The sequence below is a fragment of the Pseudoalteromonas sp. NZS11_1 genome (assembly GCF_015864275.1).
In the GTDB taxonomy this organism is placed as follows: Bacteria; Pseudomonadota; Gammaproteobacteria; order Enterobacterales; family Alteromonadaceae; genus Pseudoalteromonas; species Pseudoalteromonas arctica.
The window spans coordinates 76,925-91,708 of record NZ_JADYXK010000013.1; the positions used below are offsets into that span (position 1 = coordinate 76,925).

Here is a 14,784-nt window from a genome sequence, read left to right on the forward strand (position 1 = left end):
CATGCTATAATCGCGGCCTTTCCAAGTTAACAGCAATCTGTATAAGCGAAATTATTCATGAGCGAAAATAGTCACATTAAAGTCATTGTTGGCATGTCCGGCGGTGTTGATTCTTCTGTATCTGCATATTTATTACAACAACAGGGCTACCAAGTAGAAGGCCTGTTTATGAAGAACTGGGAAGAAGACGACAATGATGAATACTGTGCTGCTGCTGATGACTTAAAAGATGCACAAGCAGTGTGTGATAAGTTAGGCATTGAGCTTCACACTGTTAACTTTGCAGCAGAATACTGGGACAACGTATTTGAGTACTTTTTAGCTGAGTACAAAGCAGGTCGTACACCTAACCCAGATATAATGTGTAACAAAGAAATTAAATTTAAAGCCTTTTTAGAATTTGCTGCTCAAGCACTAGGTGCTGACTTTATTGCAACGGGTCACTATGTTCGCCGTGAGCTTCGCGATGACAAATATGTAATGTGTCGCGGACTTGATAACAATAAAGATCAAAGCTACTTCTTATATACTCTAAGCCATGAACATATTGGCCAAACGTTATTCCCTGTAGGCGATATCGAAAAACCAGAAGTACGCCGCATAGCAGAAGAACAAGACCTAATCACTCACGATAAAAAAGACAGTACAGGTATCTGCTTTATTGGTGAGCGTAAATTTAAAGACTTTTTACAAAAGTTCTTACCAGCACAACCTGGCGTTATCGAAGACACAGACGGTAACAACGTAGGCGAGCACGAAGGCTTAATGTACCACACACTTGGACAACGCAAAGGCTTGTTAATTGGTGGTATGAAAGAAGGTTCTGGTGAGCCTTGGTACGTGGTAGATAAAGACCTTGAGCGAAATGTACTTATTGTGGGCCAAGGTAAAGATCACCCTCGCCTATACAGCAACGGTCTTAACGCAAACCAACTTCACTGGGTAGACCGTATTGGCCCTAAAGGCACAACTCGCTGCACAGTAAAAACGCGTTACCGCCAAGAAGACTTAAGCTGTACTTTACTTGTAGGTGAAGACGGCATGGCCCGCGTATTGTTCGACGAGCCACAAAAAGCAGTGACGCCTGGTCAATCTGCCGTATTTTACGCAGAAGATATCTGTTTAGGTGGCGGTATTATTGATTCGGTGATTAAGTAATGAATGAACACCAAGTCATGGCGCTTGCCGCCATGTGCCAGGCTGCTAAACAAGTTCAAAAAATTGCCCAGTACGGCAACAATAACGAACATGATTTAGAAATCTTACTTTCAAGTATTATTCAAACATCTCCGGCATCGCCAGAAGATGTTTACCAAGGTACTGACAACTTACGTGATGGTTACAAAACATTAATGGCGCAGCTAACCGCAGGCGCTCAAAAAGATGTTGAAATTGTAAAGTACGTAGGTGGTTTAATGCAGCTTGAGCGAGCACTAAGTGCAAACGACAAAAGCTTAAACGAATTAGGTAAACGAATTGATGATATTCATCGTCGTTTAGACCACTTTGCTATTACCGATGAGAGCGTTGTTGCCGGTTTAGCAGATATATACTCGTCGGTGCTGAGCCCCCTTGGGCACCGAATACAGGTTTATGGTAAACCCGAGTTATTAAAACAGCAGCTCACTCAAAATAAAATCCGTGCGTTATTACTCGCCGGCATTAGAAGTGCAGTATTATGGCGACAAATGGGCGGTAAACGCCGTCACTTTTTCTTTGCAAAAAGAAAAATACTCGCCATTGCTAAAACAAAAATTTAACTATCGTTCAAACTAAAATTTAGGAGTTATTATGGAGCTTTCAGCGTTAACGGCTATCTCTCCAGTGGATGGTCGCTACGGCAGCAAAACCACTGAACTACGCAGTATTTTCAGCGAATTTGGCTTAATCAAATACCGCGTAATTGTTGAAGTGCGTTGGTTGCAAGCGTTAGCTGCAGCAAGCGATATTAAAGAAGTACCTGCATTTAGCGAAGAAGCTAATGCACTTCTAAACGCCATTGTAGATAACTTCAGTGAAGCTGATGCACAACGCGTTAAAGATATAGAACGCACTACAAATCACGATGTTAAAGCGGTTGAATACCTACTAAAAGAAAAAGTAGCCGATAACAGTGAGCTTCATGCAATAAACGAATTTATTCACTTTGCTTGTACTTCAGAAGATATTAACAATCTATCTCATGGTTTAATGCTAAGCGAAGCGCGTAAAAATGTTTTACTTCCTTATTGCGATGAACTTTTAAGCGCAATTAAAGCTAAAGCAATTGAATACAAAACAATCCCAATGATGACTCGTACGCACGGACAACCTGCTACACCATCAACTATGGGTAAAGAGTTTGCTAACGTATATATGCGTTTAAAGCGTCAACGCGGGCAAATTGCACAAGTAGAAATGCTAGGTAAAGTTAACGGTGCTGTAGGTAACTACAACGCACACCTTAGCGCGTACCCTGATTACGACTGGCATACACATGCAGATAAATTTGTATCAAGTTTAGGCTTAACACTAAACCCATTTACTACACAAATTGAACCGCATGACTATATTGCAGAGTTGTTTGACGCAATTGCACGTTTTAACACTATACTGCTCGATTTTGACCGTGACATGTGGGGTTACATTGCCCTTAATCACTTTAAGCAAAAAACAATTGCTGGCGAAATTGGCTCATCAACAATGCCACATAAAGTTAACCCAATTGATTTTGAAAACTCAGAAGGTAACTTAGGTTTAGCAAACGCTATTTTTGCTCATCTTGCACAAAAATTACCAGTTTCTCGCTGGCAGCGTGACCTTACCGATTCAACGGTATTACGTAACTTAGGTGTAGGTATGGGTTATGCGATTATTGCATACCAATCAACACTTAAAGGTGTGAGCAAGCTTGAAGTAAACGAGCAACGTTTAGCTGACGAGCTTGATCAAAACTGGGAATTGCTAGCCGAGCCGATTCAAACAGTTATGCGTAAATATGGTATTGAAAAGCCATACGAAAAACTTAAAGATTTAACACGCGGCAAACGTGTAAATCAAGAAATAATGGCTGACTTCATCGATGGTTTAGACCTTCCTGAGCACGCTAAAGTAGAAATGAAAAAACTAACACCTGCTAATTACATTGGTCGTGCTGTTGAGTTTATTGATGATTTAGTTTAAAAACTAAATTACTCTTTTAAAAAGCGAAAGGATCATCCTTTCGCTTTTTTTTTAACCCCATTGCACTAACTAGTAGGCATAATGTATGTATCAATTAAAAATAAATAATTTGTCTGAGCAAGAGTTTTTAAGCCATTTTTGGCAAAAAAAGCCGCTTTTAATCAAACAAGGTTTTGCTAATTTTCAAGACCCGCTTGATGCTAATGAACTTGCCGGCCTAGCAATGGAAGAAAGCATAGAGTCACGTATTATCACCAATCATAAAAATGACTGGCAAACGCACCAAGGTCCATTTGCAGACTTTGAGCAGTTAACCGACGATCACTCTACTTTACTCGTTCAAGCAGTTGATCACTGGCATAGCGATGCTGCACAACTGCTAGAACCTTTTAGGTTTATTCCCAACTGGCGCATAGATGATTTAATGATCAGCTATTCAACGCCTAATGGTGGTGTTGGTCCACATTTAGACCAATACGACGTATTTATTATTCAAGGCGAAGGTAAACGTCATTGGCGTGTAGGCTTACCCGACCCAACACTTAAGCAGTTTGCTCAAAACAAAAAATTACTACAAGTTGAACCTTTTGAAGCCGTAATAGATTGCATATTAGAACCAGGCGATATTTTGTATATTCCACCAGGGTGCCCTCACGAAGGTTACGCTGTAGAAAATGCACTAAATTATTCAGTTGGTTTTAGGGCGCCAAATCAACAAGATTTATTGTCGAGCTTTGCCGATCATATTATTGATACCGAAAGCGGACAAAAACGTTATACCGATCACAACATCACATTAAGAAAATCAAAAGGTGAACTTACAAACCTTGAAGTTGATAAAGTTAAAACACTGATGGCGGCACTTTTAGAAAATGACGATTTATTTAAACAATGGTTAGGCTCAACGCTTAGTCAGCCCAAACATGAAATGGATTTAGCACCAGTAGAACCTCCATTTACACCTGAGCAAATAAGCGATGATTTAAGTGATGAAGAAACTGTGTTTGAGCGTTTAGGTGGCACGCGTGCTATTTATCAGCAACTCGATACCGAAGTGTTATTAAGTGTAAACGGTGAAAATTACGCTATGCCATTAACTGACTTAGCGGCGGTAAAACTACTTACCGATCATACTGAATTTGAAAGTTCAGCATTAAATTTAACAAACCCAAGTTTAGTTTTTACTCAAACTTTTACTACACTTGTTAATGAGGGGCTTTGGTTTAATATAGACCAAGAGTAATAATACCAATTTTATTAATAATGGTGAGCATTTTGCAGCGTAAAATATTATGTATACAGGTTAGTTAAAAATTTTAATTTTCACCTGATATTGGCTTAAATAATTTTGCTGTGATTGCTTACTCATTTTAATTGGCTATCAATAGGAGTTTGCAATGGGCTATCTGGTTGATAAGGTTGAGTGGGATATAAAAAAAGATATGCTACAAAAAATTCGAGAGCGAGTTTTTGTTTACGAGTTACATATCCCCAAGCACATCGAATTTGATAGCCTAGATAAAATTGCATTACATATACTTGTTACAGACGATGCAAACTGCCCTATTGCAACAGGTCGGCTGTGTACAGATGGCTTAATCGGCAGAATAGCGGTATTACCCGAGCACCGTAATCGCAAAGTATATAAATCGCTTCTCAACTTTATTGTTGAATTAGCTTCCAACCAAGGTATAGAAGAAGTAAGCATTAATTGTATTTTAAATGAGGTAGAGCGTTTTAAGCGAAATGGCTTTATTCAGCAAGGAAATGTTTTTATGGAGGCGGGAATTCCAAGGCAACGTATGCAATGCCCTGTTTCAGCGTTTAATACAACTCCCTTCACACTTGTCCATTAGATAAAGAAAAGGGCAATAAATAAGCTACCACCCTCTACTTTTTTACTTAACCCAAACTGTAGTTACTTTGGTTCATTTGCCCATAGTGGTTCATTATCATACATTTCGTACAAGCCATGTGCTCTATTTATAAGTAAGTTAGCAAAATCTACCTGCGTTTTATCACGCGCGCCTGTACTCATAATTTGATCCGCTTTTAATTGCCACTGCAAAGAAAAATAACGCATTGCATCGCGAGCATCTGTAGCTGCACTTACTTCAGCATGATCTGTAGGTAAGCGCCCTGTTACTACCCAATATGTTTTACCGTTTTGGGCTTTAAATTTCCACATTGCACAAAGTGGTGCTAAAAATCGGCTGTCTTTATCAACTACTGATTTTGGCATAATGCCTTTTTCGGCTAAATATTTTTGTGCTGCTTGAAAACACTCGCGTTGCCATACAACACGTTGTTGATCTGCTAACGCTTGCTCTTGTGCTGTTAACGATTTTTTTTCTTGTTGTTCCATGTTTAGTAACCTTTTACTTCTTTTTTTACACTCTAAGGGCTTAGTAAATAAGGTGCAAGTATAAAACGGCCATTTGCACTTTAAAGCCTTCTGTTTGCTGTGTTTTTAGCCAAATTGCTATTTTATATTGTGATCAAACGAACCTACATCGCCCGGAAAAACTACTGGAGACTCAATACCGTCTTTACTAACAGAGGCTACACCAAAGTAATAATTATCAATCACTACGTTTTTAAGTGTGTACTGTGAAACCTTACCAACGTATTTACTAAACTGCCATTGCGGCTCGCTCGTGTAACGCCAATAAATTTTATAGCCAGCAATATTTTCATCACTGCTTTGTTGCCATGAAAACGACGTATCAGCTGTAACAGCGCCCTTTATTTTAACTTCTTTTGGCGGTGCGGGTGCCCACGCAATAGACGCCATCGTTACCGCATTAAGTGAAGTTAACTTAGCCGTATAATCAAAATCAACACCTTCAATGGTATCGCCATACTCAACACCATTTTCAGTGCGTAAATCTTGATGCTGACGATCGTAGTGCTCGTTAGTTTCCATAATACGCACTGCTGCAAAACCTGCATCATTAAATGGGCGATGATGCCCACCACGACCAAATCTATCTAATCGATATACAAGCATTGTATCTAAATTAGAAATGTATCTGTCAGCAATAGTATCTATGTAGCGAGCTAAATTACGACTCGCAGAATCGACTTCACCACCTGTAAAGCGCCGAGTATTAGCTTGCTCTTTTGTTTCTACAACACGGGTACCTTCTGAAAATATACGTGCAGTCGTGTTATTAGTTACCCCATTAATACCGGTAATATTGCCAATCATATCGTTGTTTAAAACGCCATGAACTTGCCAGTTATGCTTTTGTGCATAAGCCGTTAATATTTTACCGCCAAACAAACCTTGCTCTTCGCCCGAAAGCGCCGCGTAAACTACCGAACCATTAAATTTGTATTTACTTAAAACACGAGCTGCTTCTATTACTCCTGCCACGCCCGATGCATTATCGTTAGCACCCGGTGAATCACTCGTAAAGTCCATAACATCGCTTACACGTGAATCTATATCACCCGACATCATCACCATCCGATTCGGCTCGCTCGACCCACGTTGAATAGCCACTATGTTAACCACTTCAACAGGATTAGGAATGCGTTTTTCGCCCGATATAGTGTCCTTTACTTCAATAATTTCCAGACAACCACCACACTGCACAGATATTTTTTCAAATTCTTTTTTTATCCAACGCCTAGCCGCACCAATACCTCGCGTATCCGATTTAGTCTCTGAAAGCGTATGGCGAGTACCAAAATCCACCAGCGTTTGAATGTCACTACCGATACGGGTAGCCGACACTTCACTTGCTATATCGTGTAACTTTTGTTGGTCGGTATATTGTAATTGCGTTTCACCATGTGCTGATAATGCAAGTGTGCAAGCGCCTGCAATTGCAGTAAATTTGAGTAACGTTGTTGTGATTTTCAAAGGTGTTTTAAGCATCTATTAGCTCCTAATTATTATAGTGTAACCATTACTTAACTAAGATTTTATGGCAATACATTTGAGGTAGATGTAGAAAGGAGCACGCTAAAGCGCAGTTATAGTAATACTTAGAGAGTTAATTGAGTCGTACAATCAACATAATACCGGTCATAGGAATTAACCCAAACATCCACAGCTTTATTCCTAAAATATATTTTTTAAAGCTCCCTTTATTTATACAAGATCTAACTCTACTTCTATAACCGTTAAAATCACCCAAAATTAAAAACACAATTCCAATTACGATTGCGTAAAATAGAGCACCAATAAGTAAAGGGTTTTGCTTAAAAGTACTGATTATTTTATCTAAGTAGTGAATGTCAAACGTCATAGCTAAAAGAAAACTATATACAGTAGATATCATGGCTAACAATGCTGCAGCATTTATGGCCGTATTTTTATTTCTTGAGTCTAATTTTTTCATCCACTGAGCACACACAAAATGAACAGCGCAAATAAATGTTCTCATTTTCAATCCTTGAATAACGTCTAAGTAATTAATTGCTAATACAATATTATATTTAGAGGTTAAATTACAAACCTTGTTACACAATAATCTATAAAAAAATGTGTTTTTCGTGGCACACTGTCATTGTGTATATATTAATAGTTTAAGTTATGCGTAAGCTAAAAGAAGATACAATTAAAAGTAACCTTATTGAGTCGCAGCAAAGTGCATACGGCCCCGTATGCGTGTATCAAAATAAAGAATACCGGTGGTTAACGCTTGCACAAAAAACCAATGAAGACATAACAGTTCAAGGCGTTATGAACCTTATACACCCTGAGCAAGTAATAGTACCTGTAAACCAGTGTATGATGTTATTTTTACTTAAACCGGTAGATACACTAAATATATTAAATCTAGGTTTAGGCACTGCAGGGTTTGAGCGAATTATGTATCACTTACAAAGTAATACGCCTTACATAAACACCATCAATACATTTAACACGGTAGAAATAAACCCAAACATTGCCTTAATTGCTGCCCAGCACTTTAAGTTACCAATTAAGCACAGCACCTATTTACAATGCGCCGAACAATATATTGCCCAATGCACTGATCACTTTAACGTAATCACTATCGATATTTTTAGTGGTGAATATCACCAGCCTTTTTTAACCAGCGATAGCTTTTGGCAAAATATAAATAGCTGCAGTGAGCAAAATACGCAAGTAATCATTAATTTAAACCCACAAACTGGCCAAGAGCTGCAAATGCTTTTAGTACTTTTAAGGCAACATTTTAAGTGCTTAGCAATAATAGAGTTTAACGAATACAAAAATATAGTGATCATACTAAGCCAGCAAACATTAATGTACATAAACGTTGATGAAATACAAAACTCACCTGTGTTTATAAATTTTTCACCAAACCTTTATAAAAGTATTAACAGCATTTACCACATTGAATAAAACGCGTTAACGCCCAGGTTCATGTTTTTCATAGCACGGTAAGCTTGTTTCTAGCTTCTCCCAGTTAGCTTTAGACGTAACAAAATTATGCGATAAAACCTGCTCAGTAATATCGCTATCAAATATTCCTAAACGAATTCGTATTCTACTTTTGTCATCATTGTTGCTACTGTAAACCGGCGAGCCACAACATTTACAAAAGTAACGAGTACGCCCTACTTTAAAACTATACTCGCTAAGTAGTGCCTGCCCTTTAGTTATTGTAAAGTCATCTGTATTTACAAAGCCATTGGTTGCAAATGCAGTCCCGCTGTTTTTTCTGCACAGTGAACAATGACAATGAATAATGCTGGTTATACTGCCCGACACTTCAACGCTTACCTCACCGCACAAACACGAACCCGTATACATATAACATCCTAACTATTAAATTATTTTAAACTCAGCTGAAATTTGCTGAGTTGATTTAATGGATAAGTTTACTGGTTAATTTTCTGAATGGAATAATAATTTTTATATCTTCGCAGTTCCCACGCCATTACGTATTGCTTTAATGATTGACATAAAAACATTAAATTGGTTACATAACTCTCAATAAAAACTATAGCCAAAATTTAAATTGGTTAACCAAATATCAATAATATTACGAGAGCCAATTATGTCTTCCAAACACATTTTAATTCTATGTTTGTTTAGCACGCTATCAGCATGTTCAACCATTCAAAAAAATACATCGAGCGATTGGCTACTTATTGATAATTTTGAAAATTCACTTAGCAAGTGGCAAAGTGTCGATACCCAAAATGAAACTAAGCCACAGGTCAAAAATCCACAAATAACAGTTATACAACCAGAACAAGCACCTGCATCAATAAATCATTATTTACTAAAAAAGCCTGCGGCTGAGGGCATTGTAGGAAATCGTAAAGCGCTTTCTTATACAAAACTTCCACAAGCGGTTGAAGTTGGTCAAACCTACACATTTTATATGCGTATAAACGTGGCTGCTTTTCCTAATAACCATGCTTTTGGATTAAGCAACCTTACGCCAGAGCTAATTAATAAACATGCGTACGATGCGTTTGAGCCTACACTTCGCGTAACCGATAAAACAGAATCAAACGGGCTTGTAAACGATGGCGCATTAATGGTTAAAACCGACAGCGGGTATAGCAACATTCAAAACTACACTACCAAACAATCGGCCAAGCCACTGCAAACAAATACCTGGTACGACGTATGGTATGTTGTTAATAACGCAGCAGCCTCAGAGCAAGGTCAGCAATATGATGTTTACGTAAAAGGTGGTGAATTTAGCAAGCAAACACTGGTGTATAAAAATGCACAATTTAGAATGAAGCGCGAACAACCTCTTATATATTTTTTAGCAAACTGTAATACAGGCCCAATTAAAAAGCCTTACGGAAATGGTGGTCTCAGATATGACGATTTATACATGAGCAAAGGTACAAACCTAAATAACCCAATGCTATAAAAGTAAGTGAAGTGTTTTTAGGTGTTCTTTTATACATAAGTTTATATTAATAACGCTCTAGCATATTCACAATTAATACCTTACAAACCTGCATTTAAAAATACTTAAATGGTATAATAGCCACCATTATTTGCCATTTAAGTTTTTAAAATGTATCGATTATTTGAAAAAATGACAAAAGCATTTCCTGAGGATCAACCTACTCAGCCGCCTTCGACTTTATTTGCTTTTTGTCGTCACTACACCAAAGGAATGGAACTGTCGTTGGTGCTAATGTCAATCAGCGCTGCCATGCTCGCTATTTTAGAGGTTTCTTTATTTAGCTATATGGGGCAGCTTGTTGATTGGTTAACGGCCTACACACCCGAAACCTTGTTTGTAGAGCAAAAATCAGAACTTATCAAAATGGCTGTCATGCTCTTACTGGTATTGCCCGTAGTCGTATTTTTTCATTCTGCTATTTTGCACCAAGCATTGCTGGGCAATTACCCTATGTCGATTCGCTGGTTAGCGCATCGTTATTTACTGCGCCAAAGTGTGAGCTTTTATCAAAATGAGTTTGCAGGAAGAATAGCCACCAAAGTATTGCAAACCTCTTTAGCCGTTCGCGAAACAGTGACCAAACTACTCGATGTATTAATGTACATAGTGGTTTATTTTGGCTCAATGGTATTTTTAGTTGCCGAAGCTGATTGGCGCTTAATGATCCCTTTACTGGTTTGGTTAGTTTTATACATTTGCGTACAGCTTTATTTTGTACCGCGCCTTAAAAAAATTGCCAGCTCACAAGCCGATGCGCGCTCAGAAATGACCGGTCGAATTGTTGATAGCTACACAAATATTTCTACTATTAAATTGTTTTCGTATACCCAGCGTGAAGAGCAATACGCAAAACAAAGCATGGATGTATTTTTACAGCCTGTGTACAAACAAATGCGCTTGGTAACCAGCCTAAACTTTGTTATTCAAAGCTTAAATTATTTATTAGTATTTTCAGTTACCGCTGTATCACTTTATTTATGGTCACTGAGTGCAATTAGCGCAGGTGCCATTGCAGTTGCTGTTAGTTTAGCGCTTAGATTAAACGGTATGGCGCAATGGATCATGTGGGAAATAAGCAGCTTGTTCGAAAACATTGGCACCGTAGCCGATGGTATGAAAACACTATCAAACCCTATCGAAGTTGCCGATAAACCAAATGCTGATACGCTTAACGTAAGCCAAGGTGCCATTGAGTTTAACAACGTACACTTTAATTACGGTAAAGCAGCAAACGAGACTAATCGCAGCCCAGTAATGGACGGTTTAAACTTAAACATTAAACCTGGCGAAAAAATTGGTTTAGTCGGCCGCTCTGGTGCAGGTAAATCAACGCTTGTTAACTTATTACTGCGTTTTTACGATACCGACTCAGGAACAATAAAAATTGATGGGCAAAACATCACAGATGTAAGCCAAGAAAGTCTACGCCGCTACATAGCAATGGTTACGCAAGACACTTCCCTGCTTCATCGCTCAGTAAAAGACAATATTTTGTACGGTCGCCCCGATGCAACGCAAGACGAGATGATCAACGCCACCAAACAAGCTAAAGCACTTGAGTTTATAAACGACTTGGTAGATAGCAAAGGCAACAAAGGCTTTGATGCTCAAGTGGGCGAACGCGGTGTTACTCTTTCGGGCGGACAGCGCCAACGTATTGCTATTGCACGTGTGCTACTTAAAAATGCACCCATACTTATACTCGACGAAGCCACCAGCGCACTCGACTCAGAAGTAGAAGCAGCAATTCAGGCAAGCCTTGATGATTTAATGACAGGCAAAACAGTAATTGCCATAGCGCATAGGCTCTCAACCATTGCACAAATGGATAGATTAATTGTACTTGATGACGGCGGCGTAGTTGAGCAAGGCACTCATGAAGAACTAATCGCTAAGGGCGGGATTTACGCAGCCCTGTGGACACACCAAACAGGCGGGTTTATAGGCGTCGATTAGCCATTAATATTACCTTACGGTAGACGTGGTTTATATTCTGCTGCTACCTAAATAAAAAAGCGAAGATGCCTTAAAGGCTCTTCGCTTTTTTGTTTAAAGTTATAAATAGAGCTTATAACTTTTTTTATAAATTAAGAGATTAGTCTTAACCCTATCATTATCAGCATAACCACATTAGCAAGCACACCGATTAAAAAGAAGTAACTACGTGGGCTTGGGTTTCTCTCTGTTGCTATAGCGTAGTACAGCACCATGTGAATTAAACGCGCAATTAAGTACACCCAAATACACATAGCAAAAATCGGGCTTTGATAATTAATTACAAACGCAAATAACACCGTACCTATAAATAATGCGCTGTTTTCAAGCGTATTATGAAACGTACGATGCGCTCTAAATATAAAGCTATCGTGCGATAAATCCTCGTCAATTTTACCTGGTACAGCATTTGGCTCTTTAGCTTTGCTAAACGTAGCCACAGCCCACTGTACAAGCAACATAATTAAATAGAGGTAAAATGCCAAATAGGCCGAAAGTGCAACTTCAGTCATTACTAAATCCTTTATTTTGTTTTTTAACTTAGTTTAGAATGCAATTTTAAAGCCTAAGTTAATACACTGATATTTAAAGGGTTAATTTAATAAGCCTGATTACATGTGTAAGTAACTCACGGCGTTGTATAAAGTTTACTTGTTATGATTTTAAAAATAACATCAAAACTGAGCTGTATACTGCTGGGTTTACTCCGATCTAAAAAGCTTAAACTCTTCAAACGCACAATCACACAACACAACTTGATTACGACCCAAAGACTTAGCCTCATAAAGTGCTAAATCGGCCTGTTCAATTAACTCAGAAGGCGTTCTGGCTTTAAATTTAATAGACGTAACCCCAAAACTACACGTAACAGGAATATCATCAAATATCGCTTTTTCTACTTTAATACGAATAGCCTCAGCAATACGTATTGCTTGCTCTTGAGTCGTATTGGGTAAAATAATACAAAATTCCTCGCCACCAAAACGGGCAACGCTATCGCTCGTACGTATATTGGCTTGTAAAAGACTGGCAACACCACAAAGTACGGTGTCGCCAATGCTGTGCCCATAAGTATCGTTAACACTTTTAAAATGGTCAATATCGACCATTAAAATACAATATTCTTCAATCTGAGGTAAATCCAAAAAGTCGCGATTCATAATCTCAAATAAAATGCGGCGGTTATAACAATTGGTTAAAGGGTCTCTCGCGGCCAAATAGTCTAACTCTTCATTACGTTTTTTAGAGGCAATAAAGCTTCGATAAACCAATAAAACAATAGCTAAACAAGCGGCTAATAAAAATGCGAGCGCAATACTCGCGTATTTGTTTTTTGCAAGCTCTAGCTCTGATATAACCCTAGCTTGGCCTGATATTTCAATTTCATTGTTTTTCTTTTCAAGCTCAAGTTGATGGAGTTTTTCTTTTTCTCTTAACGTCTCCAGCTGTAGTGGTCAATAAAATTTGGCCACAGTTTTAGAATCTTGATATCTAACCTCAGATTCATTTGGCGCTAAACCGGCATTATAATGATGCGGCCTAACGTTGTTGTAATATCCGTTGATATAATCACTAACGCTATATTTAGCATCTATAAAATTTCCATATCCAACCTTTGGCATCCATTCCGTTTTAAAGCTTCTAAAAAATCGCTCCATTGGTGCATTATCCCAACAGTTTCCACGCCTACTCATACTTTGTTTGATTTTATAGCGCCATAAACGTTGGCGATATTTTAAACTTGTATAATGACTACCCTGGTCTGAATGAAACATCAGTCCTGTCGGTTTTCCTCTGCTTTCATACGCGAGTTCAAGCGCTTTTAGCGTTAAATTAGTATCTGGCGACAACGACATGGCCCAGCCAACTACTTTACGTGCAAATAAATCAACAACAACGGCTAAATAAGCCCAGCGATTACCTACCCAAATATACGTCACATCACCGCACCACACGGTATCTGGCTCAACAACATCAAATTGTCTATCAAGCAGGTTTGGAATTTCAAGGTGTTCATTACCGCCGCGTTTATATGAATGTTGAGGTACTTGGCAGCTTTCAAGCTTTAATTTAACCATTAGCTTAGCAGCACGATAACGACTCAATTCAAAATCATTGTTCGTTGCTATTGCCGCGATTGTCCGCGCCCCAGCTGAGCCACCGCTCATTGCATGTATTGCTTTAACTTCAGCCTCTAGCCTTACTTGCTCTGACGTCGGCGTTGTATCCCGTATAGCCCAATATTTATAGCTGCTACGATGCACATTGAATACGTTACACAGCACGCTAATTGGGTAACGCTCTCGTTGATTTAGTTTCTCGATTAACGAGAATTGTTCAGGGAGTCGGACATCAAGAGAGCGGTAGCCTTTTTTAATATATCCTTTTCTAATTCGATGCGTTGGATTTGCTTTTTAAGTTCGCGGATTTCAATTTGTTCGGGCGTCATTGGCGAAGCAGATGGTGTCTGGCCATTCCGCTCTTGCTTTAATTGAGTAACCCACTTACTGACGGTTGATTTACCCACCCCCATCGCTTTGGCTGCTTCTTCTTGAGTATAACTTTGGTCAACTACAAGCTGAGCTGTTTCTAATTTTATTGCTGCAGAATACGTTGCGCGTTTTAATTTCGTCATTTTTTCACCCAAATTTGTATGCTTATTAGCATAACATTTCTTTCTTAATGGGTGGCCAAAATCACTGTACCACTACAAGCTCTATTTCCATTTTGTGAGAATGCAAATGTG

15 protein-coding genes are annotated in these 14,784 nt (G+C 38.6%); 8 read left to right on the plus strand and 7 right to left on the minus strand.

What is annotated here, in order from left to right:
• Positions 1–57 precede the first annotated feature (57 nt).
• The 5 genes from mnmA to I6F44_RS11125 all read left to right on the plus strand — a co-directional run bounded on the left by mnmA (position 58) and on the right by I6F44_RS11125 (position 5,018).
• Positions 58–1,158: a tRNA 2-thiouridine(34) synthase MnmA gene (gene mnmA, locus I6F44_RS11105; RefSeq protein ID WP_007580201.1), complete on the plus strand. Its 1,101-nt coding sequence runs from the start codon at positions 58–60 to the stop codon at positions 1,156–1,158.
• Positions 1,158–1,760 (plus strand): high frequency lysogenization protein HflD, encoded by a 603-nt coding sequence (hflD, locus tag I6F44_RS11110; protein WP_024589171.1) that lies wholly within the window; start codon positions 1,158–1,160, stop codon positions 1,758–1,760. Before mnmA ends, hflD begins: the two co-directional genes overlap by 1 nt.
• Before the next feature lie 31 nt (positions 1,761–1,791).
• Positions 1,792–3,162 (plus strand): adenylosuccinate lyase, encoded by a 1,371-nt coding sequence (gene purB / locus I6F44_RS11115; RefSeq protein WP_010552649.1) that lies wholly within the window; start codon positions 1,792–1,794, stop codon positions 3,160–3,162.
• 85 nt (positions 3,163–3,247) lie between these two features.
• Positions 3,248–4,405 (plus strand): ribosomal protein uL16 3-hydroxylase, encoded by a 1,158-nt coding sequence (locus I6F44_RS11120; RefSeq protein WP_121955593.1) that lies wholly within the window; start codon positions 3,248–3,250, stop codon positions 4,403–4,405.
• 154 nt (positions 4,406–4,559) lie between these two features.
• Positions 4,560–5,018, plus strand: coding sequence for a GNAT family N-acetyltransferase (locus I6F44_RS11125; protein WP_197173772.1), 459 nt, complete (start codon positions 4,560–4,562; stop codon positions 5,016–5,018).
• A gap of 62 nt (positions 5,019–5,080) precedes the next feature.
• Here the strand turns inward: I6F44_RS11125 and I6F44_RS11130 are convergent, their stop codons facing one another.
• From I6F44_RS11130 to I6F44_RS11140, 3 genes are all read right to left on the minus strand, one after another.
• The gene (locus tag I6F44_RS11130; RefSeq protein WP_197173773.1) at positions 5,081–5,527 is read right to left on the minus strand and encodes a DUF4826 family protein; all 447 of its coding nucleotides are present in this window, start codon (positions 5,525–5,527) and stop codon (positions 5,081–5,083) included.
• A gap of 117 nt (positions 5,528–5,644) precedes the next feature.
• The gene (locus I6F44_RS11135) at positions 5,645–7,048 is read right to left on the minus strand and encodes a M28 family peptidase (protein WP_197173774.1); all 1,404 of its coding nucleotides are present in this window, start codon (positions 7,046–7,048) and stop codon (positions 5,645–5,647) included.
• Positions 7,049–7,166: 118 nt separating this feature from the next.
• Positions 7,167–7,559 carry a hypothetical protein gene (locus I6F44_RS11140; RefSeq protein ID WP_024589167.1) on the minus strand — a complete coding sequence of 131 codons (393 nt, stop codon included), beginning with the start codon at positions 7,557–7,559 and terminating at the stop codon, positions 7,167–7,169.
• A 149-nt stretch (positions 7,560–7,708) separates the two neighbouring features.
• Between I6F44_RS11140 and I6F44_RS11145 the strand changes: the two genes are divergently transcribed.
• A complete protein-coding gene (locus I6F44_RS11145) occupies positions 7,709–8,506 on the plus strand; it encodes a hypothetical protein (RefSeq protein ID WP_197173775.1) in 798 nt (265 codons plus the stop codon).
• 6 nt (positions 8,507–8,512) lie between these two features.
• Here the strand turns inward: I6F44_RS11145 and I6F44_RS11150 are convergent, their stop codons facing one another.
• Positions 8,513–8,917, minus strand: a complete 405-nt coding sequence (locus I6F44_RS11150; RefSeq protein WP_007580188.1) for a GFA family protein — start codon at positions 8,915–8,917, stop codon at positions 8,513–8,515.
• 247 nt (positions 8,918–9,164) lie between these two features.
• Between I6F44_RS11150 and I6F44_RS11155 the strand changes: the two genes are divergently transcribed.
• Both I6F44_RS11155 and I6F44_RS11160 read left to right on the plus strand, forming a co-directional pair.
• A complete protein-coding gene (locus tag I6F44_RS11155; protein ID WP_197173776.1) occupies positions 9,165–10,001 on the plus strand; it encodes a hypothetical protein in 837 nt (278 codons plus the stop codon).
• Positions 10,002–10,151: 150 nt separating this feature from the next.
• Positions 10,152–11,999, plus strand: coding sequence for an ABC transporter ATP-binding protein (locus I6F44_RS11160; RefSeq protein ID WP_169043737.1), 1,848 nt, complete (start codon positions 10,152–10,154; stop codon positions 11,997–11,999).
• Positions 12,000–12,130: 131 nt separating this feature from the next.
• Here I6F44_RS11160 and I6F44_RS11165 read toward each other — a convergent pair whose 3' ends face one another.
• The 3 genes from I6F44_RS11165 to I6F44_RS11175 form a co-directional block, all read right to left on the minus strand.
• A complete protein-coding gene (locus tag I6F44_RS11165; protein WP_169060872.1) occupies positions 12,131–12,550 on the minus strand; it encodes an MAPEG family protein in 420 nt (139 codons plus the stop codon).
• A 189-nt stretch (positions 12,551–12,739) separates the two neighbouring features.
• Positions 12,740–13,309 (minus strand): GGDEF domain-containing protein, encoded by a 570-nt coding sequence (locus I6F44_RS11170; RefSeq protein ID WP_331459065.1) that lies wholly within the window; start codon positions 13,307–13,309, stop codon positions 12,740–12,742.
• A gap of 183 nt (positions 13,310–13,492) precedes the next feature.
• A protein-coding gene (locus I6F44_RS11175) for an IS3 family transposase (protein WP_165737964.1) occupies positions 13,493–14,673 on the minus strand; the annotation gives its coding sequence in 2 pieces (ribosomal slippage) (positions 13,493–14,415 and positions 14,415–14,673; 1,182 coding nt in all).
• Between the last annotated feature and the right edge of the window lie 111 nt (positions 14,674–14,784).

Coding starts and splice junctions, on each gene's coding strand:
- I6F44_RS11130 (WP_197173773.1), bottom strand. CDS start 5,527: ATGGAACAACAAGAAAAAAAATCGTTAACAGCACAAGAGCAAGCGTTA.
- I6F44_RS11135 (WP_197173774.1), bottom strand. CDS start 7,048: ATGCTTAAAACACCTTTGAAAATCACAACAACGTTACTCAAATTTACT.
- I6F44_RS11145 (WP_197173775.1), top strand. CDS start 7,709: ATGCGTAAGCTAAAAGAAGATACAATTAAAAGTAACCTTATTGAGTCG.
- I6F44_RS11165 (WP_169060872.1), bottom strand. CDS start 12,550: ATGACTGAAGTTGCACTTTCGGCCTATTTGGCATTTTACCTCTATTTA.
- mnmA (WP_007580201.1), top strand. CDS start 58: ATGAGCGAAAATAGTCACATTAAAGTCATTGTTGGCATGTCCGGCGGT.
- I6F44_RS11150 (WP_007580188.1), bottom strand. CDS start 8,917: ATGTATACGGGTTCGTGTTTGTGCGGTGAGGTAAGCGTTGAAGTGTCG.
- I6F44_RS11120 (WP_121955593.1), top strand. CDS start 3,248: ATGTATCAATTAAAAATAAATAATTTGTCTGAGCAAGAGTTTTTAAGC.
- I6F44_RS11125 (WP_197173772.1), top strand. CDS start 4,560: ATGGGCTATCTGGTTGATAAGGTTGAGTGGGATATAAAAAAAGATATG.
- I6F44_RS11155 (WP_197173776.1), top strand. CDS start 9,165: ATGTCTTCCAAACACATTTTAATTCTATGTTTGTTTAGCACGCTATCA.
- purB (WP_010552649.1), top strand. CDS start 1,792: ATGGAGCTTTCAGCGTTAACGGCTATCTCTCCAGTGGATGGTCGCTAC.
- hflD (WP_024589171.1), top strand. CDS start 1,158: ATGAATGAACACCAAGTCATGGCGCTTGCCGCCATGTGCCAGGCTGCT.
- I6F44_RS11140 (WP_024589167.1), bottom strand. CDS start 7,559: ATGAGAACATTTATTTGCGCTGTTCATTTTGTGTGTGCTCAGTGGATG.
- I6F44_RS11160 (WP_169043737.1), top strand. CDS start 10,152: ATGTATCGATTATTTGAAAAAATGACAAAAGCATTTCCTGAGGATCAA.